Origin of the sequence: Dactylosporangium sp. NPDC050588, from assembly GCF_040654975.1 — a bacterium.
Taxonomy (GTDB): domain Bacteria; phylum Actinomycetota; class Actinomycetes; order Mycobacteriales; family Micromonosporaceae; genus Dactylosporangium; species Dactylosporangium maewongense.
Genome location: NZ_JBFAJA010000041.1, coordinates 73,569 through 94,031 on the forward strand (window position 1 = coordinate 73,569; position 20,463 = coordinate 94,031).

The window sequence follows — 20,463 nt, forward strand, 5'->3', positions numbered from 1 at the left end:
AAGGTCATCGATGAGTTAAAAGTTAATGACCTGCAGTTATTCAACGACGGAGGCGTGAATTCAGTTAAACCGTTTCGGTGGTGTTTCAGGGCGGCGGTGGGGTTGAAGTACAGGGTGGCGGCAAGGGTGGGCAGAGGGCATCAAGTCTTGTCCCGGCGATTCCGGCTGTGTGATCGTCCTGAAATCGCCAAGAGTCGATGAAGCTCGCGGTTGGCCGATCGGCGCGCGCACGCCGGCCGTTGCTCCTGTAATTCGACGCTTGCGTGTCTCGATTGGTTCCGGCGCACACCCGACGTTGCACCCCCGGCACAGTGCGCCGCCCCGGAAAGAAGGCACCCTTGAAGCTGTCCCCACGGTTCGCTACAGCGGCCGGAGTGCTCGCGGTCGGGCTGGTAACAGCCGGCACCGCCGCAGCCGTGCAAGCCTCGCCCGCGTTGCCGTCGGCGCCCACAGGCGTCGAGGCAGCCAACGCCGTCGCGGCCAAGTCGGCCGAGACGTTCGTGTCCAGCCGTCCGAGCGTGCTGCAGCCCAGCAGCGACGACGCTTACGTGCAGAAGTCGGTGACCGCGTCCGGCAGCGCGAAGTACATCGCGTACGAGCGGACGTACAAGGGTCTGCCGGTCGTCGGTGGTGACTTCGTGGTCGTCACGGACGCGGCGGGCGCGACCAGGTACACGTCGGTCGCTCAGACGCAGTCGATCGGCAGCCTGTCGACGACGGCGAAGATCAGCTCGGCGGACGCCGAGGCCGTCGCGCGCAAGCTGCTCACGTCGGTGAACGCCGTCGAGAGCACCAAGCTCGTCGTCTACACGCTGGGCGGCGCGCCGAAGCTGGCGTACGAGACGACGCTCAACGGCACCGGCGCGGAGGGCGCGAGCCGCCTCACCGTCGCCGTCGACGCCACCACCGGCGCGGTGCTCGACAAGACCGAGCGGGTCATGCACGGCACGGGCACCGGCTGGATCGTCGGCAACGTCACCATCAACACGTCGCTGTCCGGCAGCACGTACAGCATGAAGGACCCGAGCTACCCGACCATCGCCTGCCAGAACGCCACCGGCAACGCGACGTTCACGGGCACCGACGACGTCTGGGGCAACGGCGACGGCACCAACCGCGAGACCGGTTGCGTCGACGCCCTGTACGCGGCGCAGAAGGAACTCGGGATGCTGTCGTCGTGGCTGGGCCGCAACGGCTTCAACGGCAGCGGCGGCGGCTGGCCGATCCGCGTCGGCCTGAACGACCAGAACGCGTACTACGACGGCACGCAGATCCAGATCGGCAAGAACACCGCCGGCAAGTGGATCAGCTCGCTGGACGTCGTCGGCCACGAGGTCGGCCACGGCATCGACGACACGACCCCGGGCGGCATCTCGAAGTCCGGCACCCAGGAGTTCGTCGGTGACGTGTTCGGCGCGGCCACCGAGGCGTTCGCCGCCAACGCGAACGACCCGGCCGACTACCAGGTCGGCGAGGAGGTCAACCTGGTCGGCAGCGGCCCGATCCGCTACATGTACAACCCGTCGCTCGCCGGTGACGACAACTGCTACTCCAGCAGCACGCCGTCGCAGGAGGTCCACGCGGCCGCCGGCCCCGGCAACCACTGGTTCTACCTGCTCGCCGAGGGCACCAACCCGACCAACGGGCAGCCGACCAGCACCACGTGCAACGGCTCGACCGGCCTCGTCGGCATCGGCATCCAGAAGGCCACGAAGATCTTCTACAACGCCATGCTGATGAAGACCTCGTCGTCGTCGTACCTGAAGTACCGCACCTGGACGCTGACCGCGGCCAAGAACCTGTACCCGGGCAGCTGCACCGAGTTCAACGCGGTCAAGAACGCGTGGACGGCCGTCAACGTCCCGGCGCAGTCCGGTGACCCGACCTGCACCGGCGGCACCACCCCGCCGCCCACCACGTCGAACCCGCCGACCTCCAACCCGCCGACCGGCAACTGCTCCGGCCAGAAGCTGCTCAACCCGGGCTTCGAGTCGGGCACCGCGTCGTGGAGCGGCACCACCGGCTCCATCGGCCAGTGGGCCAGCCAGGGCCAGGCCGCGCACGGCGGCACCTACAGCTCCTGGCTCGACGGGTACGGCTCGACGCACACCGAGGCGATCCAGCAGTCGGTGACCATCCCAGCCGGGTGCAAGGCCACGCTGACGGCCTACATCCACATCGACTCGGCTGAGACGACCACGACCGTCGCGTACGACAAGCTGACCATCACGGCCGGCTCGACCACCCTGGGCACCCTGTCGAACCTGAACAAGGCGTCCGGATACGTCCTGCGCACGTACAGCCTGGACGCGCTCGCCGGCCAGACCGTGGTGATCAAGTTCAGCGGTTCTGAGGACTCGTCCCTGCAGACGTCGTTCGTCCTCGACGACCTCGCGGTGACCCTCAGCAACTAGTACGAGGCGACAAGCACCAGGCAAGCAGCTACATCCAGGGAGGAAGCCCGGGTCGCGCGCCGGCCCGGGCTTTTCCTGTGGGCGGATCTCCACCCGGGCTCCACCCGTGGGTGGCGGCGCTCCACCCGGCCCGAAACCTAGCGTCATCCTCATGAATCTCACCACGATCCTGCTGATCGCCGCCGCCATCCTGTACGTGCTGATCCGCCGGTTCACGGGCGAGCCGTTCGAGGTGCGTCATCTCGTGCTGCCGCCGGTGCTGCTGATCGCCCTGGGCGGCTACCAGGTCGCACACACCTCCGGCCAGCACCCGGTCCTCGACGGCGCCGTCCTGGGGGCGGGCGCGCTGCTCGCCGTCGCGGGCGGGATCGTGCGGGGCCTGACGGTCAGGGTCTTCGTCAGGCAGGGGCGGCTCTGGTACCGCTACACGGCGTGGACGGTCGTCGTCTGGCTCGTGGTCGTCGGGGTCCGCTTCGCCGAGAGCGCGGCCGGGACGGCGCTCGGCGCGGACACGGCCGTCGTCGTCGCCGCGCTGCCGCTCATGTTCGGCCTGAGCCTCCTCGGTGAGGCCGCCGTCATCGGCCGCCGCGGCCTCGCCACGGGCGTCCCGTTCGGCGACTGGCACCGCAGCAGCCGCCGCGACCTGATCCACCGGTGAGCGCCGCTGCGGTGGAGACTGGCACGGTGTTCACGGTCACCGACACCGCGGTCGCCCGCTGGCGTCAGGCGCGCAGCATGGCGTTCCTCGTCTTCATGAGCGCCGCCCTGGTGCACACCGACCCACGGCCGGACCTCACCGGCCGGGGGATCGCCGTCCTCGGGTTCGGCGCGGTCGCCGCCGCCGGGTGGATCGCGATGACGTTCCTGACCGGCACCCGGCAGGCGGCCGGTGTCGGGGTGTGCGCGGCGGCCGGGCTGGCGGTGGCGACGCTGGACACGCGGGGGTTCGCGCCGCTGTACCTCATCGCCGCCGGCACCGTCGCCGTGGCGGCGCTGCCGCTCAGGGAGGTGGCGGCGGGCACCGCCGTCGCGGCCGGCGCGCTGACGCTCATCCTGTGGGCGCAGGGCGAGGGCTGGCTGGAGATGCTCGTCTGGGCCGGGTCGCTGCTGCTGGTGCTGCTGCTCGGCGTGGTCCGGCGGCAGCGGGAGGAGCAGGCCCGCCAGGCGGAGCGGGTCGCGGCCCTCGACGAGCGCGCCAGGGTGGCCCGGGAGATCCACGACGTGCTCGCGCACTCGCTGTCGGCGCTGTCGGTGCAGCTGGAGACGGCGGCGGCGCTGCTGGAGAAGGACCGGACGGCGGACGCGGCCGTGCTCGTCGAGCGGGCCGGCCGGCTCGCCCGCGACGGGCTCACCGAGACGCGCCGGGCCGTCGGGGCGCTGCGCGGGGACCCGGTGCCGCTTGGCGAGCTGGTCGGTGCGCTCGCCGACGGGTACCGCGCCGACCTGGACGCACCCGCGGACGTGACCGTGACGGGCACGCCGCGGCCCCTCGCCGCCGAGCCGGGCCTGGCGCTGTTCCGCACCGCGCAGGAGGCCCTGACCAACGTGCGCAAGCACGCGCCGGGCAGCGCCGTCACCGTCCACGTCGACTACCAGCCGGACGGGGTGCGGCTCACGGTCCGCAACGACGGCGACGCGACCGCGGGACGGAAACCGCCGAAGGGCGGGCACGGGCTCGCCGGGATCCGGGAGCGGATCGGGCTCGCCGGCGGCACCGTCACCGCCGCGCCGGACGGCGGCGGGTGGCTCGTCGATGCGAGGATCCCCGGATGATCAGGGTGGTGGTGGCAGACGACCAGACGGTGGTCCGGGAAGGCCTCGAGGTGCTCCTCGGCCTGCTCGATGACGTCGAGGTCGTCGGCGCGAGCGGCGACGGCGACGGGGCCGTCGAGCTGGTCGCCGCGCACGATCCCGACGTGGTGCTGATGGACCTGCGGATGCCGGGCTGCGACGGGGTCACCGCGACCGCCAGGATCCGGGCCGCGCACCCGCGGACGCGGGTGGTGGTGCTGACGACCTACGCCGACGACGCCGACATCCTCGGCGCAATGCGGGCCGGCGCGCTGGGCTACCTGACCAAGGACGCCGGCCGGGCGCAGATCGCGCAGGCGGTGCGGGCCGCGGCGGCCGGGCAGTCGTTCCTGGACCCGGTCGTCCATGCGAAGCTCGTCGCCGCGGCGACAGGACCCACGGCCGGACCCGCGGCGACGGGAGAGGCGCCGGCGCCGGTCGTACAGACGCCGCAACCGCTGCCGGACGGGCTGACGGCACGCGAGGCGGAGGTCCTCGGCCTGATCGCGGCCGGGTTGTCGAACCGGGAGATCGCGAAGCGGCTGTTCGTGACCGAGGTGACCGTCAAGTCGCACGTGAACCGGCTGTTCGCCAAGACCGGGGTGCGGGACCGGGCGCAGGCGGTGCGATACGCGTTCCAACACGGTCTGACCGGCTGAAGTGGCGCCCAGGCGATAGACTGGCGTCGACCTCTGGGGAGGTGCGCCGCTCGCATGACCGACAACGGGGACGACGACCGTCGTGCGGCACGTCCGCTGGTGTCCGTGCTCGTGGTCATCTCCGGCGGGCTCGGGATCTCGCTGCAGCAGCTGTCGACGGGCGCACCAGAGTCGACCGGGCGCTGGGTGATGCTGATCGCCGGGGCGTTCATCGGCGGCGCCGCGAGCATCCTCGCCACCGGGCTGTTCGAGCGGCTGCTGACGTGGTTCGGGTTCGGGTGGACGTTCCTGCGGACCCGCACCAGGCTGCGGACCGTGGTCGCCGGCGTCGTCGCCTGCGTGCTCGCGGTGGCCGCCGGGCTCGTCATCCCCATCATGTACGAGGCGCTGCACCGCCGCCTCTACGGGTGCCCACAGCCGGCCGCGGTGCGGGTCATGACGTCCGTCGAGCAGCTGGGGGCGGCGCTGCGCCTCGCCGACGCCTACGAGACCGCCACCGCCGAGCACCACCACGGCTGCCCGACCGCGGACCTGTACGTCTACGGCGCGGGCCCCACCGAGGCGCGCGCGGCGGTCGCCAGCGGGTGGCTCAACGACGCGCTGCAGCGCATCGGGCCGCGCGCCGACGTGTGGCTGCCCGACTCGACCCTCGACGTGACCGCCGCCGTCGCCGCGTCGGCCCGCTTCGGGGTCACGGTGCCGGTCGCGGAGCAGCGCGGCATCGGCTCCTCCCCCGTCGTCCTCGCCACGCCGCCGGACCTGTCACCGGCGCTCGAGGGCGACCTGAGCTGGCGGCAGCTGTGGACGGAGACGGTCCGGCTGGGCCTGGACGTCGTGCGGCCCGACCCCGTGGTCTCCACCGCCGGTGTGCTCGGCACCGCCGCGCTGTACACGAGCCTCGGCGCGACCCCGGCGACGGCCCGCGGCGTCGAACGGCGCCTCGAGGCGGCCCTCGACCGCGGCGGCTACCCGCTCGGCACCGGCGCCGACCTGCTGTGCCACGGTGGCACGGGCCGCGCTCCGGCCGCCGTCGTCGCCACCGAGCAGGCCGTGGTCCGCTACAACCAGGGCCTCGCGTGCCCCGCCGGCGGCCGGCCGGAGCGGCCGCTGGTCGTGCGGTACCCGAACGACACGATCAGCGAGGACCACCCGTTCGTCCGGCTCGCGTGGGACGGGGTCGCGGCGACGACCGCTGCCGCCGCGGCCGGGTTCGGCGCGTGGCTCGGCGGCGAGGACGGCCACCGGGCGCTGATCCGGGCCGGGCTGCGGCCGCCCGGCCTGTCCCCCGTCGGCGACCCGCTGACCGAGCAGTTCGGCGCGCACGCGGGGGCGGTCTTCGACCGGCGGCCACCGTCCGCCTCGACGATCGGCGATGTTCTGCGCCTGTACGACGCCGCGCACCGGCCCGGCCGGGTGCTGCTCGCGCTGGACGCGTCCGGGTCGATGCTGACCGCCGTCGACCGCGCCGGCACGACCCGCTTCCAGCTGGCGTCCCGCGGGGTGACGGGCGCGCTGGACCTGATGAGCGGCCGGGACGAGTTCGGGCTGCGGGTGTTCCCCGCCGACGCCCGGGGCGGCGGGTTCCGGGACCTCCTGCCGATCGGGCCCGCCGCGGGCCGGGCGCAGTCCGCCGCGGCCGCGATGGCGTCCGTACGACCGGCCGGCGGCACGCCGCTGCTGCGGACCGTCGCCGACGGGGTCCGCGACGTCGCCACCGGCCCCGGTGAACGGATCGCCTCGCTCGTGGTGCTCACCGACGGCAACGACACCACCGCCCTCACACCGTCCGAAGTGGACACCCAGGTGCGGGGGAAGGGCGTGCGGGTGTTCGTGGTCGCGATCGGCGAGGCGAGCTGCGGCACCCTGACCCTGCGCGACGTGATCGCCCACACGGGTGGCGGCTGCTACGACGCGCGGCCCGACACTCTCGACGATGTGCTCGTCATGCTGTTCGGGCTGCTCTGGGGAGGCGACGGCGGCGCATGACGACCTCCGAGTGCGGGCCCGGAAAGTGTCGTACCCCGCTGGCATGCTGTCCCCGTGAGCCGGACCCCGGTCCGTCGGCCGGCATCACACCACACCCCGGGCCCCCATCGACGGGCGATGACCTCTGGGGAGGCGACACCCGACCATGACAACCCCGCCCAGCACCGACCCGCCGTCTCCCCCGCCGGGGGATGATCCGCCGCCTCCGCCGCCGGGGGATGACCCACCACCGCCTCCGCCGCCGCCGGGGGACGATCCGCCACCGCCTCCGCCACCGCCTCCGCCGCCGCCGCCGCCGGGGGACGATCCGCCGCCTCCGCCGCCGGGCGGTGGGCGGCGGCGGTTCCGGGACCTGTTCGGGTGGGTGGGGGTCCTCGCGGGGTTCGTGGCGGGGGTGGTCGTCACGGCGCTCGCCGGTGTGTACGTGGTGCCGAGGTTGGACCGGGACGGCGGCCTCGAACGCGGCGACCTCGTGATCCTCAGCGGGCGCGACGACGGTCAGGGCAACCAGCGGCAGGCGCTCGTCGACCAGTGGAACGCGCTGCACCCCGACAACCCGGCCAGGATCGAGGAGATCGCCGCCGACGCCGACGCGCAGCACAGCGAGATGGTCGCCCGCGCGCAGGGTGGTGGCGGCGTCGACATCTTCAACCTCGACGTCACGTGGACCGCCGAGTTCGCGTCCAGCGGCTACATCCGGGCGCTGCCGGGCGACCAGGACGTCGCCGGGTTCCTGGCCGCGCCGCTGGCCACCTGCCGGTACGAGGGGAAGCTCTGGGGGTTGCCCTTCAACACCGACGCGGGGCTGCTCTACTACCGGTCGGACCTCGTCACGACCGCCCCCGCGAACTGGTCGCAGCTGGTCAACACCGTCCAGGACGTCCTGGCGCGGCCCGCCACTGGGCCGGCCACCGTTCCAGCCGCCGGGTGGGCCGGGCAGCTGCGCGACTACGAGGGGCTCACCGTCAACGCGCTCGAGGCGATCTGGGCCGCCGGCGGCGAGGTCGTCGACGGCCACGGCGAGGTCGTCATCGACTCCCCCGAGGCGCAGACGGGCCTGACCCGGCTGGCGGCGGGGCTGCGCCCCGGGGCGCCGCAGGTGGTCCTGCCGGACTCGGTGCGGTTCGACGAGTCGGCCACGACGCAGGCGTTCGCCGCGGGGCGGCTCGTCTTCATGCGCAACTGGCCCGTCGCGCACCGGGCGCTCGGTCCGGTGGACCCGGCCGGCGCCGACGCCGCGGACGCCGTCCGGTTCGGGGTGGCGAACCTGCCGGGCCCGAGCGCCCTCGGCGGGCAGAACCTCGCCGTGGCCGGCCAGAGCAAGCGGCCGGCGGCGGCGCGGGCGCTCATCGAGTTCCTCACCGGCGAGCGCAGCCAGCAGCTGCTGTTCGAGCGGGGCGGGTTCGCCGCGACCCGGGAGATCGTGTACCGGGACGCGGCGGTCGTGAAGCTGTACCGCTACGCGCCGACGCTGCTGGACGCGATCCGGTCCGCGCACAGCCGGCCGGTGACGGCGCACTACGCGCAGTTCTCCGAGACGTTCCGGAAGGTGGTGCGGGAGGCCCTCGCCGACGGCGGCCGGCTGCCCGCGGACGCGAAACCCCGCCTGCAACGGGCTTTACAGGGCTACAAGTAGGCGAAGAGCATCGGGTTCGCCGACGCCGCCGCGTGCACGGGGGCGGCCAGCCGCAGCTTGTGCTTGAGCCCGACGAGCCGGTCGTGGGTGTCCGGGTCGGCGGCCGGCGACGCCGTCAGGTGCCCGATGCCGTGCCGCCGCAGCCAGCCGAGCACGACGGCGCCCTCGCTGACCGGCCACGGGCGCCGGCCGTGGAACACGTCGTGGACGGCGACGGCGGCACCCGGACGGAGCCGTTCGAAGAGCGTCGTGGTGTACCAGCGGGCGAACCGCGCCGTGTGGGCGGCGTCGACGAGGACGAAGCCCGGGTCGTCGGGCAGCGGCCCGTCGCGCACGTCGCCGCGGGTGAACCGCCACCGGTCCGCGGCCAGCTCCCGCGGCACGGCCGCCGCGGCATCGCCGGTGAGGTCGAACGTGTGCAGCTCCCCCACGCCGTTGTCCCCCAGCGCGCGCAGCAGCCACGTCGTGGACCAGCCGCGGGCGGAGCCGATCTCCAGCACGGCCCGCGGGCGCAGCGCCCGGATCGTCAGGTAGCTGATCTCGGCCTCGAGGTCGTCGAGCCGCGGCCGCATCGGCCGCTGGGCGAGCAGCTCGCGCTGGGCGTCGCGGGCGGCGCGGAGGTCGTCGGCGTACGTCCGGTACCAGCTGACGAGCGTGTCGAGCGGCAACATCCAGTTCTCCGTCCGCGGCGGCTGTGATGGCCGAGCGTCATGGTTGCCGGGCGGCACCCCGTTCGCCGTCCGGGATCGCTGTGAGAGCCGGGCATCGTTGTTGCCTGGCGGCACCCAGGTCTCCGCCCGCGGTCGCTTCTCCGCCCGCGGTCGCTGCGAAGGCTGGGCACCAGGCGAGCCGGGCGGCACCCAGGTCTCTGTCCGCGATCGCGGTGAGGGCCGGGCGTCAGAAGTGGCGGGCGGCACCCGAGTCTCCGCCCGCGATCGCTGCGAGGGGCGGGCGTCAGGAGTGGCGGGCGGCGGCATCGAGGTCTCCGTTCGCGAGGGCGGCGAGGGCGTCCAGGGAGGCGGTGCCGGGGACGAAGTAGCCGTCATGGCCGGTGACGCCGTCGACGGGCAGTGGGGTCGCCCCGAACGCGGGGTCCGTCGGGTGCGTGCCGTGCCCTGCGCCGAGGATGCGGAGCCCGGGCAGGCGGCGGGTCCAGTCACCCGGCGCGGTCCCGGCCCAGACGCGGGCGGTGGTGCGCAGGTCGGCGGCCCGGTCGACGCCCATGCCGGGGCTGCCGAGCGCCACGATGTCGGTGACCCTGCCGCCGGTCCCCGCGTCGAGGCGCGCCGCCGCCAGGCCGATGACGGTGGAGCCGTAGCTGTGCCCGACGAGCACGATCCGCGGCGCGTCCACGTCCCGGAGGAACCGCAGCAGCGCGTCCGCCCCGCTCGCAGCGGCGTCCTCCCGGACCGCGTCGAGCCGGATCCCGCCCGGTGGGTGGTACCCGAGCCAGGCGATCACCGCGACCCCGCCCCGCCGCCCCACGGACGCCGCCGCCCCGGAGCTGGCAGCCGAGCGCCCAGGCGACCCCGACCCAGCGGCGGGCGAAGCGGCAGGCGAACCCGCCGGCGAAACGACGGACGAGGACCCGGGCGACCCCGACCCAGCGGCGGGCGAAGCGGCAGACGAACCCGCGGGCGAAGCGACGGACGAAGGCCCGGGCGGCACCGACCCGGCAGCGGGCGCAGCAGCAGACGAACCCGCGGGCGAAGCGACGGACGAAGGCCCGGGCGATACCGACCCGGCAGCGGGCGCAGCAGCAGACGAACCCGCTGGCGAAGCGACGGACGAAGCCGCGGGCGGGGAGGTAGACGGCGCTGCTGACGAGGGCCCGAGCGGCACCCCGGCGGGCGACGCGGCGGGCGAGGAGGTGTCAGAAGCGGCAGGCGAAGCAGCGGACGGAGGTTGTTGCAGGTCGGCGGCGCGGGTGGCGAGCTGTCTGGCCTGCCAGGCGGGGGCGCGGCGCTGGACGCCGCCGAGGCCGCGGTCGAAGTTGGTGGCGGTGGTGGCCACGCCCGGGACCAGGACGACGACCGTCGCGGCGGTCGAGGGGTCGCCGACGACCTCGACGGCGAGGCCGTTCGCGAAGCGGGCGCTGTGGACGCCGACGGGCGGCAGGTCGGTGGCCTGCGTGGGGCCGAACACCGACCAGAGCACCGCGATCAGCGGCAGCGCGAACAACCTGCGAAGCATGCAGCCGAAGGTAGGTGCGGGGCTACGGGCGGATCGTCACTCTGCGGGACCATCTGCCGGGCGTCCGGGGGTAGTACCCCGGTACTACGGGGACGACCCTACGCCCCGGCGCTGACGAGGCCGGTCTCGTAGGCGAAGACGACGGCCTGGGCGCGGTCGCGGAGGTCGAGCTTCGTGAGGACGCGGCTGACGTGGGTCTTCACGGTCTGCTCGGCGACGACGAGGTCCTCGGCGATCTCCGCGTTGGAGCGGCCGCGGGCGACGAGCCGCAGCACCTCCGTCTCGCGGGGGGTGAGGGCGGCGAGCCGGCCGGGCTCCTGGCCGGTGCGCTTCGGGCGGGCCGCGAACTGCTCGATGAGCCGCCGGGTCACGGACGGGGCGAGCAGGCCGTCGCCGGCGGCGACGACCCGGACGGCGTTGACGAGCTCCGCCGCGGGGGCGTCCTTCAGCAGGAAGCCGGACGCGCCGGCGCGCAGCGCCTCGAAGACGTAGTCGTCGAGGTCGAACGTGGTGAGGATGACCACCTTCGGGCGGTGCGTGCCGGGGGCGGTGGCGAGGATGCGGCGGGTGGCCTCGATGCCGTCGAGGACGGGCATGCGGATGTCCATGAGGACGACGTCGGGCGCGTGCTCGCGGGCCATCGTGACGGCCTGGGCGCCGTCGGGGGCGTCGCCGACGACGACGAGGTCGGTCTGGGCGGCGAGCAGGGCGGCGAACCCCTGCCGGACCATCGCCTGGTCGTCGACGATCATGACCCGGATCACGGCGTGACCTCCAGGGGAAGGGTGGCGTGGACGGTGTAGCCGCCGGCGGCGTCGGGGCCGGCCTCGAACGTGCCGCCGATCGCCGTGGCCCGCTCCCGCATGCCGAGCAGCCCGTGCCGCTCCCCGCCGGAGTCCCCAGTGCCCCCCGCGTCACCAGCGTCACCGGAGCCCGCGCCGGAAGGCGCGCCGGGGCGAGCGCCGGAGGAGGGGTCGCCGGCGGTGTTCCGCACGGACAGGTCCAGGGCCGACGGGCCGAGGGTGAGGGCGATGTGGACGGGCGCGCCGGCGGCGTGGCGGCGGGCGTTGCTGAGGGCCTCCTGCGCGATGCGGAAGGCGGCCAGCCCGACCGCGGGCGGCACCGTCGCGCCCGGCAACGGGTCGAACGTGACGTCGACGCCGGCCTCGCGGGCGTCGTGGACGAGGCGGGTGAGGTCGTCGAGGACGGGCTGCGGCTCCACGAGCGGCGTCTCGGCGCTGCGCAGCACGCCGAGCAGGCGGCGCATCTCGACCAGCGCCTCGCGGGACGTGCCGGCGATCGCGGCGAGCTCCTCGGCGACCGCCGGTGGGACGCCGTCGATGCGGTACACGGCGGTCTCGGCGCGCACGGCGATGAGCGACATGTGGTGGGCGACGACGTCGTGCATCTCGCGGGCGATCCGGTTGCGCTCCTCGGCGACGGCGCGGCGGGCCTGGGCGAGCTCGGTGCGCTCCTCCTCCTGGGCGAGCGCGGCCTGCACCTCCCGGCGGCGGCGGACCTGGTCGCCGATGACGAGGATCGCGGCGACGGCGAGCAGCAGCCCGGCGATGTTCTGGGACCTGACGGTCCCGACCACGAGCAGCGTCGCGGACAGCCCGACCCAGATCAGGACGCCGCGGCGGTGCCGGACCGCGACGACGGCGAGCAGCACCGGGTAGGACAGCATCTGCACCGGCGACCACGGCCACGGGGTGCCCTGGTCGATGTCGACGGCCAGGTACGTGTACACGGCGACGAGCCACGCGACCCGCCACGCGAGCAGCGGCCGGGTCGCGACGAGCCCGATCGGGGCGACGATGAGGGCGGCGTCGAGGGCGAGGAACAGGGAGCCGACGTGCGGGCCGTTGCCGCGCAGGTACTCGTAGCTGGCGAGCCCGCACAGGATCGCGACGACGGCCCCGATCGTCGGCAGGGACCTGCCGAGCCGGGTGCGGGGGCGCACCGGCGGGTCGGGGCCGATCAGGAACGTGCGGAGGTCCCGCAGCCCGACCTTCCACACGCTCCGCACCCCGAAACCGTAACAGCGCGGCGCGGCCTCACCGTGGCGGTGGGTTGACGGCGGCGCCGCCGAGGAGCTGGATCAGTTCGCGGCGGGAGCGGATGCCGAGTTTGCGGTACACGTTGCCGAGGTGGTAGTCGACGGTGCGGACCGACAGCACGATCCGGTCGGCGATCTCCCGGCTGGTCCGCCCTTCCGCCGCGGCGTACGCGATCCGCCACTCGTGCGGTGTGAGCTGCTCGGTCCCGGCGGCCGCGGCCGGCCCGGAGGCGGTGGCGCGGGTGCTGGAGGGGGCCAGCTCGGCGCGGGCCAGCTCGGCGAACGCGTCCGCGCCCGCCGCGGCGAACAGCTCCAGCGCCCGGGTCAGCTGCTCCCGGGCCGGCCCGCGGCGGCGCGCCCGGCGCAGCCACTGCCCGTAGGCGAGGTGCGTGCGCCCCAGCTCCACCGGCAACAGCCCGCCGACCGCGAACCCCGGCAGGGCGCCCGGCGCGTAACCCGGCAGGGCGCCCAGCGCGTAACCCGGCAGGGCGCCCGGCGCGAACCCCGGCAAGGCGCCCGGCGCAAACCCCGGCGCGAACCCCGGGTCGGCATCCGGCGCGGCGCCAGGTGGCGGGACGGTGGTGTCGAAGGCGGCCAGGGCGGACTCGTACGCGGCGCTGTCGTCGGCGAGGAGGGCCGAGACCCTGGCCGCGACCGCCGTCAGGCCCGGCAGGCGCCGCAGCCCGGCCGCGGCGGCGAGCCGGTCGGCGACGAGGTGCGCGGCGCGGGCCTGGCCGGTCTTCACCAGGGCCTCCGCGAGGTCCGCGGCGACCGGCAGGAACGCGGGCTCCACGACCCCGCCGGCGCGCAGCAGGTCGTCGGCGCGGCCGAGCTCGGCGACCGCGGCGTCGTGGCGGCCGGCGGTGAGGGCGGCGACGCCGAGCGCCGCCCTGGCATGGGCCTCCACGGCCAGGCTGCCGGGGGCGAGGGCGAGCGCGGCGGCCGCGTGCCCGGCGCAGTCGTCGTGCCGGCCGACGACGGCCTCGACCTGGGCGAGGGCGGTGAGCGCCTCGGCGGTGTTGACCGGCAGGCCCATCGTCTCGGCGAGCTCCACGCCTTCGAGCGCGTCGGCGTACGCGGCCGCGACCCGCCCGGCCCGGAGCCTGAGCCTGGCCCGCAGCGGCAGCGTGTACGCGAGCAGCGACACGTCGTCGAGCCGCCGCGCCCCGTCCACGTCGTGGTCGAACAGCCGGGCCGCCGTGCCGTGGTCCTCCAGCCACCCGATCACCTCCCCCAGCTCCGCCGCCGAGCCGTCGGCGTGGCGGAGGCAGGCGGCGACGCAGCGGCGGGCGAGCAGCGCCCCGTCCGGCCGCGCGGCGAGGACCCCGGAGTGGGCCAGCCGGATCGAGATCTTCGGCAGGTCCGGGTGCGGCACCACGTCGCCGGCGATGGCGGCGGCCCGGGTGGAGACCCGCAGCATCCCGTCGACGTCGAGGCGGCGCATCGGCCCGTTCATGGCGAGGCTCAGCGTCCGCGCCGCCCGCAGCGCCAGGTCCGGGGGGAGGTCGGCGCCGAGGCGGTCGACCTCGGCGGCGATCGCGGCGAAGGCGTCCTCGGCGTCGCCGCGGAGCATGGCCAGGTAGGCGCGGGCGGACAGGACCTCCAGGCGGCCGTGGGCGCCGGTGGCGAGGGGAAGCGCGTCGTCGAGGAGGGCATCGGCGTGCTCGACGGCGCCGATGCTCACCCAGGCGCGGGCGGCGCTCGCGAGCCGCTCCCCGCGCGGCTCCGCGTCGACCGTGAAGGCGGCGGCCCGCTCCAGCGCGGTGGCCTCGGCGACCAGGCCGCCGCGGCGGCGGGCCCGGCCCGCGGTCTCGGCGAGGGCGTCGGCGACGGCGTCGTCGGGGCCGGCCAGTGACAGTGAGAGGTGCCAGGCGCGGCGGTCGGCGTCGTCGGCGGTGACGCACGCGCCGGCGAGCGCGGCGTGGACGTCGCGGCGCTGGCCGGGCGGCGCCCGGTGGTAGACGGCGGAGCGGACCAGCGGGTGGCGGAAGCGGACCGTGTCGCCGGTCTCGGCCAGCAGGCCGGCGCGGATCGCGGCGTCCAGGGCCGACGGTCGCAGGCCGAGCCCGGCGAGGGCCCGCGCGAGCAGTGCCGGGGTGCCGGTGCCGGCGGCCGCGCAGACGAGCAGCGCGACCTGCTCGCCGGCGGCGAGGGCGGCGACCCGGTCGGTGAACGCGCGCTCGATCCGGTCCGTCGTCGGCAGCGGCTCCGTCAGCGGGCTGCGGCCGGCCCGCTGGTCGTCGGACAGGGCACCGGCGAGCTCGCGCAGCGCGAGGGGGTTGCCTTCGGTGGCGGTGAGGATCCGTTCGGCGACGGCGGCGGAGCCGATCCCGCAGCGGCGCAGCAGCGCGGCACCGGCCTCGCCGTCCAGGCCGCCGAGCTCGACGGTGGCGGTGCCCGGGGCGGTGAACCCGGTGCCGGGCCGGGTCGCGTACACGATGAGGACCCGCTCGGCGAGAAGCCTGCGGGTCGCGAACAGCAGCGCCTGTGCCGACGAGTGGTCGAGCCAGTGGGCGTCGTCGACGAGGCACAGCAGGGGGCGTTCGTCGGCGGCGGCGGCCAGCAGCGACAGCGTCGCGGCACCGACCGCGAAGCGCTCGACCGCCGCGGTCGTCGGCCCGGCGTCGCCGGCGAGCCCGAACGCCGCTCGCAGCGCGGCGGCCTGCGGGGGTGGCAGCTGGTCCAGCAGCGCGAGCAGCGGGCGGGTGAGCGCCGCGAGCGCCGCGAACGGCAGGTCGGCCTCGAATTCGACGCCGGCCGCCCGTACGACATGGAAACCGTGCGCGGAGACGGCGAGATCGTCCAGGAGGGTGGTCTTGCCGATGCCGGGCGCGCCGCGCACGACGACGCCGCGGCTGTGCCCGTCGCGGGCCTCCGACGCGAGCTGCAGCAGCCGCGCGCGCTCGGCGTCACGGCCGAGGATCTCGTCGCCGGCGGGTGCGACGTCGAGGTCGGCGGCCTCCGCGGCGGCGGTGTCCAGCTGCTCGCGGGCGTCGTCGGCGTCGCCGGGCAGGTCGCGGCGCAGCAGCGCCTCCGCGAGCCGGCGGCGCGAGTGCAGCGCGGCGGGGCGGTGCCCGAGCGCCTGGTTGTCGCGCAGCGCGACCCGCAGGTGCGCGACGGCGGCGTCCGCGTCGCCGGTGGTGAGCGCGGCGACGCCCAGGGCGTGCTCGGTGGCGCCGAAGCAGGCGATCGCGAGGCTCGCGGTCATCGGCAGCCGGGCGTGCGGGGCGAGCAGCGCGGCCGCCTCGGCGGCGAGACCGGCGTCGCCGAGCAGGTTCGCGGCCTCGACGACGCCGTACAGGGTGACGAGCCAGCTGCTGCCGCGGGGCAGCGCCGCGAGCCCGTCGCCGCGGAGCCGGGCGAGGACGGCGGCGGCGCGGGCCCGGTCACCGGCGGCGGCCGCGGCGACGGCGAGCCCGGCCAGGGGCGACCGGTCGATGGCGCTGAGCGTCGCGGCGTGCGCGAGGTCGCCGAACATCGGCAGCAGCTCCGCGATCCTGCCCTGGAACCAGCGGATCGCCATGAGCTGCCCGCCGTGCCAGCCCTCGGTGTCTTCGTCGCCGGCCTCCCGCCCCCGGTCGGCGCAGGCCGCGGCGAGCCACTCGGCGTGGTCGAGCCGGCCGGCGCGGATGGTGAGCATGACCCGGACGGCGGCGGTGACGTACCCGACCGCGAGGTGGTCACGCTCGCCGAGCGCGTCGGTGAGCGCGGTCAGCCGCCGCTCGGCCAGCAGGTCACCGGCGAGGAACAGGTCGACCGTGTGCCACAGCATGCCCATGAGCAGGTCACCGCGGCGGCCCGTGCCGGCGGCGACGCCGAGCAGCTCCCGCGCGAGGCGCTGCCGGGTCGCGGCCTGCCCCGGCGCGAGCAGGCAGTGGTGGGCGAGGCTGAGCGCCTCGGCGAGCGCGACCGGGTCGCCGAGCGCCCGCGCCGCGTCCGCGACGGCGAGGACCGGGCCGGGGTCGCCGTCGCGGTAGCCGGCCTCCGCGGCGACCCGCGCCTCCAGCCGCAGCCGCAGCGGCTCCGGCGCACCGGTCCGGGCCAGCGCGAGGGCCTGGGTGAGACGGTGGTCGAGGAGGGCGGCAGCGGCGGCGTCGCGGTGCTCGTGGACCCACAGGCCGGCGAGGCCGAGGGCGGCCTCCGGGGCGCCCGGGGACTCCTGCCATGCCTGCTCGAAGAGGGCCCGGGCGGTGCGCAGGTCGCCGTCGACGTGCAGGGCCGCGACGGCCCGTGCCAGCACCGAGTCCACGGCGGATGCTATCGCGGCCGGGCGGCTTTCCGACACATGGTTACCGGCGGGTGCCGGTAGTTCTACGGATCCACCGGACCGGTCCGGGTCGCGATGCTGGGGGCATGCCCGACGTGACTCCGCTCCCCGATGCCAGACGCCTGCGGGTCAGGCCCCTCGCCCGCGGGGAGGTCGACGTGTTGCAGGACGTCTTCGACGGCCTGTCGGTGCGGTCCAGGTATCTGCGGTACCACACGGCGATGACCAGCCTGACCCCGGCGAACCGGGCCGCACTGTCCGCTGTGGACGGCCGGCGCAGGATCACGCTCGTCGCGGAGCGGATCGGGCCCGCCGGGTGGGTCGCCGAGGGGCTCGGTCACCTCGTCGCGACCGGGCCGGACCGGGCCGGGGTGGCCGTCGAGGTCGTCGACGCGGCGCAGGGCCGCGGCGTCGGCCGGACGCTGCTGCGGCATCTGGTGACCGTCGCGGAGGCCCTCGACTACCGCGTCGTCGAGGCGGACGTGCTCATGGCCAACACCCCGATGCTGCGGCTGCTGGGCCGTCTGTTCCCGGACGCCCGCACCACCCCGGCGACCCCGGCCGCCACAACGGTGGCGGTCGAGGTCCGGCTCGGCTGAGCGGCCGGGCCGCACGCTCGAACGGGCAACACCGGCGACCACCAGGACGCGTGGATGAGCGGCCGCCGCCGTGTGGATGGGGCGGCTCGTGCCCGGCCCGAAACGTTAACCGGTGGCCGGTGATTGCCGGCGGCGCATACGATCCGGGCATGGCTAAGGGGCGTGGCACCGCGGGCCTGCGCCCCGTCCAGGACGTCGTGTCCCGGATCCGGTTCGACGCGACCCTCGACGCGACACGGTTCGTCGTCGGCTACGAGGAGCGGGGCGCCGGGGTCAGGGAGACGCCGCTGTCCCTGTTCGTCGCCGGCGGGGACGTGCCGTGGCACCGGGTGCGGTACGTGAAGGCCGGCAACCGCGTCGTCTGGGACCGGCAGGCGCGGATCGACCTCGTCTTCGGCACCGGCGAGACGCCCGCCGAGGACCTGTCCACGGTGCCCACCGCGCCCGCCGCGCCCGCCGCCCCGCCCGCCGCTGGGCCGCGCCGGCAGGTGGCGTTCGACGCGTCCGCGTGCCTGCGGTTCGACCCGTCCACCGGCGCGTGGGTCCCCGCCGGGCCCGCCGGCGACGTGCGGGCCGACGCGCTGCAGGTGGCCACGTTCAACGTGCTCTCCGACGCGTACGACCGCGACCTCACCTACCCGCTGCTACGCATCCCCGCGTGCGTCGAGCTCCTGGCCGGCCTCGACGCCGACGTCGTCGCGCTGCACGAGGTCACCGCGGCGCTGTGGGAGGCGCTGCTGGACGCCGCGTGGGTCCGCGCCGGCTACCACGTCTCCGCCGGCCCGGACCCGGACGCCGGCTATGGCACCGTGCTGCTGTCGCGGTGGCCGATGACGATCGAGGTGCACCGGCTCAGCACGTACAAGCGGACCATCGTCGGCAAGGTCGGCCTCAACGGCCGTCAGGTCGGTTTCGTCGCCGCGCACCTGACCAGTGACCACACCGCCGGGGCGGAGCAGCGCCGGGAGCACCAGCTGCGCATCATCGACGAGCGGCTCTCCCGCGGCGACCTCGGCGGCGCCGTCGTCCTCGCCGACGTCAACTTCGGCGACGACACCCGCCCCGACGTCGCCGGCTACACCGACGCGTGGCGGGCGCTGCACCCGCACGACGCCGGCTTCACGTTCGACCCCGCCGTCAACTCCCTCGCCGCGGTCGCGTCCCGCACCGGGCGGTCGCTGCGCCTGGACCGGATCCTGATCCGCTCCGGCACCCCGGGCGGGCTCGTCCCCCTCGCCGTGGAGCGGTTCGGCGACCGGCCGTTCGACGGCGAACGGTTCGTCTCCGACCACTTCGGCGTCACCGCGCTGCTGCAGGACGCGGCACCATCCACTGTGGTCACCGCTGCTGCCGTGCACACGTCGGCGCTGGTACTGCGCCCGCCGCCCGCCGTGTGGGCACCGCTGCAGGCGATCCGCGCGGCGCACGACCCGTCGTTCCGGCGCTGGATGCCGCACATCAACCTGGTGTACGGCTTCGTCCCCGAATCCTCGTTCGCCGAGGCCGAGCGGGCGGCGCGCGAGGCGGTCGCCGGCCTCGGGCCGCTGCGGATCCGCCTGTCGCGGTTCCGCACGTTCGCGCACCGCGGCAGCACCACGGTGTGGCTGGCGCCCGACCCGGCCGAGCCCCTGCTGGAGCTGCAGGCGGCGCTGGCGCGGCGGTTCCCGGGCTGCGCCGAGCAGGACAGCCGCGGCGGGTTCACGCCGCACCTGACGGTCGCGAAGCTCACCGGGCCCGACGTGGCGTCCACTGTGGAGCGCTGGCAGGCGGCGTGGCACCCGGTCGAGTTCACGGTGTCGGCGGTCGACCTGATCAGCCGCCGCGGCGACGAACCTTTCGAGGTCCGGCGCAGCGTGCCGCTGGGCCCCGCATCCTCCTCCGCGGCGGCGCCCATGCCGGCGTGGAGCGCCCTGCCGTCGCCCTCGCACCGGGTCGCCCTCGACGCGGTCGCCGAAGCCTGCGCGGCCGTCGACCCGGGCGGGCGGCTGCACGTCGCCGGGTCGGTGCGGCTCGGCGTCGGCGCCCCGTCGACCGACCTGGACCTCGTCTGGCAGACCACCGGCACCCTCGCCGACCTCGCCGACCTCCTCCCGGGCGCCAGGCTAGCCGGCACCGTCGTCCCCGTCGTCCGCGCGACGGTCGCCGACGTCGGCGTCGACGTGCAGCGGGTCACCGTCGACCCGCTGTCGGACCTCGACCTGGGGTCCCTCGACGACGCCGACCTGCGGGCGGTGCTCGCGATCCGCGACGCCGACGCGCTGCCCGCCGCGGACCCCGCGTTCCGGTCGCTGCTCATCGCGGTCCGCGCGTGGTCCCGCGCCCGCCAGCTCGACGGCGCCGCGTGGGGCCTCGTCGGCGGGTTCACCTGGGCGGTGCTGGTCGCGGAGGCCCGCGCCCACCACGTCACCGACCTCGCCGGCTTCCTGCGGCACTGCGCCCGCCACCCGCGCCGCCCCCGCCGCGGCGAGCGCCACGCCTACTGGCCCGTCTACTCCCCCGCCCCGCCGGGCGTGAACACCACCCGCACGATGACCCGCTCCACCGCCGCCGTGCTCCAGGACGCGTTCGAGGGCCGCGGCGGCTCCCAGTCCCACGAGCGCCGGGTCCTGCTCACCGGCGACGTCGAGGGCCGCGTGCTGGGCCTGGTCCTCGCCCTGGAGGACGCGGGCGCCCGGGTCCGCCCGTACCCCCGAGCCGCCGCCCTCGGCGTCGATGGCGGCGACCCCGACGCCCTGCGAGCGGCCGTCGCCGAGTCCGGCCTCTCCGCCCGCCTGGTCCAGCCCGCGTAGGGCCACGTCGCGGAGGCCGCCGGGCTGACGCACGACAAGTTGCGGCAGCTGCGTTCCTGGCTGACCGTCT

13 protein-coding genes are annotated in these 20,463 nt (G+C 75.6%); 8 read left to right on the forward strand and 5 right to left on the reverse strand.

What is annotated here, in order from left to right; translation table 11 throughout:
* Positions 1 to 416: 416 nt before the first annotated feature.
* The 6 genes from AB0I21_RS27760 to AB0I21_RS27785 all read left to right on the forward strand — a co-directional run bounded on the left by AB0I21_RS27760 (position 417) and on the right by AB0I21_RS27785 (position 8,486).
* Positions 417 to 2,414 carry a M4 family metallopeptidase gene (locus AB0I21_RS27760; RefSeq protein WP_360565457.1) on the forward strand — a complete coding sequence of 666 codons (1,998 nt, stop codon included), beginning with the start codon at positions 417 to 419 and terminating at the stop codon, positions 2,412 to 2,414.
* A 151-nt stretch (positions 2,415 to 2,565) separates the two neighbouring features.
* Positions 2,566 to 3,072, forward strand: a complete 507-nt coding sequence (locus AB0I21_RS27765; RefSeq protein WP_360565459.1) for a hypothetical protein — start codon at positions 2,566 to 2,568, stop codon at positions 3,070 to 3,072.
* Complete coding sequence (locus AB0I21_RS27770) at positions 3,069 to 4,187, forward strand: sensor histidine kinase (protein ID WP_360565461.1); 1,119 nt, start codon at positions 3,069 to 3,071, stop codon at positions 4,185 to 4,187. The genes AB0I21_RS27765 and AB0I21_RS27770 overlap by 4 nt, the downstream gene beginning before the upstream one ends.
* Positions 4,184 to 4,864 carry a response regulator transcription factor gene (locus AB0I21_RS27775; protein WP_360565463.1) on the forward strand — a complete coding sequence of 227 codons (681 nt, stop codon included), beginning with the start codon at positions 4,184 to 4,186 and terminating at the stop codon, positions 4,862 to 4,864. The genes AB0I21_RS27770 and AB0I21_RS27775 overlap by 4 nt, the downstream gene beginning before the upstream one ends.
* 54 nt (positions 4,865 to 4,918) lie before the next feature.
* A complete protein-coding gene (locus AB0I21_RS27780; RefSeq protein ID WP_360565464.1) occupies positions 4,919 to 6,850 on the forward strand; it encodes a hypothetical protein in 1,932 nt (643 codons plus the stop codon).
* A gap of 364 nt (positions 6,851 to 7,214) precedes the next feature.
* Complete coding sequence (locus tag AB0I21_RS27785) at positions 7,215 to 8,486, forward strand: extracellular solute-binding protein (protein ID WP_360565466.1); 1,272 nt, start codon at positions 7,215 to 7,217, stop codon at positions 8,484 to 8,486.
* Here AB0I21_RS27785 and AB0I21_RS27790 read toward each other — a convergent pair.
* The 5 genes from AB0I21_RS27790 to AB0I21_RS27810 all read right to left on the reverse strand — a co-directional run bounded on the left by AB0I21_RS27790 (position 8,477) and on the right by AB0I21_RS27810 (position 16,987).
* The gene (locus AB0I21_RS27790; RefSeq protein ID WP_354890955.1) at positions 8,477 to 9,157 is read right to left on the reverse strand and encodes a class I SAM-dependent methyltransferase; all 681 of its coding nucleotides are present in this window, start codon (positions 9,155 to 9,157) and stop codon (positions 8,477 to 8,479) included. The two genes, AB0I21_RS27785 and AB0I21_RS27790, sit on opposite strands and share 10 nt — an antisense overlap.
* A gap of 283 nt (positions 9,158 to 9,440) precedes the next feature.
* A complete protein-coding gene (locus tag AB0I21_RS27795) occupies positions 9,441 to 10,679 on the reverse strand; it encodes an alpha/beta hydrolase (protein WP_360565468.1) in 1,239 nt (412 codons plus the stop codon).
* Between the two features lie 98 nt (positions 10,680 to 10,777).
* Positions 10,778 to 11,443, reverse strand: a complete 666-nt coding sequence (locus AB0I21_RS27800; protein ID WP_344504656.1) for a response regulator transcription factor — start codon at positions 11,441 to 11,443, stop codon at positions 10,778 to 10,780.
* Positions 11,440 to 12,708 carry a histidine kinase gene (locus AB0I21_RS27805; RefSeq protein ID WP_360565470.1) on the reverse strand — a complete coding sequence of 423 codons (1,269 nt, stop codon included), beginning with the start codon at positions 12,706 to 12,708 and terminating at the stop codon, positions 11,440 to 11,442. The genes AB0I21_RS27800 and AB0I21_RS27805 overlap by 4 nt, the downstream gene beginning before the upstream one ends.
* A 28-nt stretch (positions 12,709 to 12,736) precedes the next feature.
* Entirely contained in the window at positions 12,737 to 16,987 is a 4,251-nt protein-coding gene (locus tag AB0I21_RS27810; protein WP_360565472.1) for an AAA family ATPase, read from the reverse strand.
* A 104-nt stretch (positions 16,988 to 17,091) separates the two neighbouring features.
* On the opposite strand from AB0I21_RS27810, the gene AB0I21_RS27815 reads away from it, so the two are divergent.
* Positions 17,092 to 17,604, forward strand: coding sequence for a GNAT family N-acetyltransferase (locus AB0I21_RS27815; RefSeq protein WP_360565473.1), 513 nt, complete (start codon positions 17,092 to 17,094; stop codon positions 17,602 to 17,604).
* A gap of 149 nt (positions 17,605 to 17,753) precedes the next feature.
* A complete protein-coding gene (locus tag AB0I21_RS27820) occupies positions 17,754 to 20,393 on the forward strand; it encodes an RNA repair domain-containing protein (RefSeq protein WP_360565475.1) in 2,640 nt (879 codons plus the stop codon).
* Positions 20,394 to 20,463 lie beyond the last annotated feature (70 nt).

Coding starts and splice junctions, on each gene's coding strand:
- AB0I21_RS27820 (WP_360565475.1), top strand. CDS start 17,754: ATGGCTAAGGGGCGTGGCACCGCGGGCCTGCGCCCCGTCCAGGACGTC.
- AB0I21_RS27765 (WP_360565459.1), top strand. CDS start 2,566: ATGAATCTCACCACGATCCTGCTGATCGCCGCCGCCATCCTGTACGTG.
- AB0I21_RS27775 (WP_360565463.1), top strand. CDS start 4,184: ATGATCAGGGTGGTGGTGGCAGACGACCAGACGGTGGTCCGGGAAGGC.
- AB0I21_RS27815 (WP_360565473.1), top strand. CDS start 17,092: ATGCCCGACGTGACTCCGCTCCCCGATGCCAGACGCCTGCGGGTCAGG.
- AB0I21_RS27795 (WP_360565468.1), bottom strand. CDS start 10,679: ATGCTTCGCAGGTTGTTCGCGCTGCCGCTGATCGCGGTGCTCTGGTCG.
- AB0I21_RS27780 (WP_360565464.1), top strand. CDS start 4,919: ATGACCGACAACGGGGACGACGACCGTCGTGCGGCACGTCCGCTGGTG.
- AB0I21_RS27790 (WP_354890955.1), bottom strand. CDS start 9,157: ATGTTGCCGCTCGACACGCTCGTCAGCTGGTACCGGACGTACGCCGAC.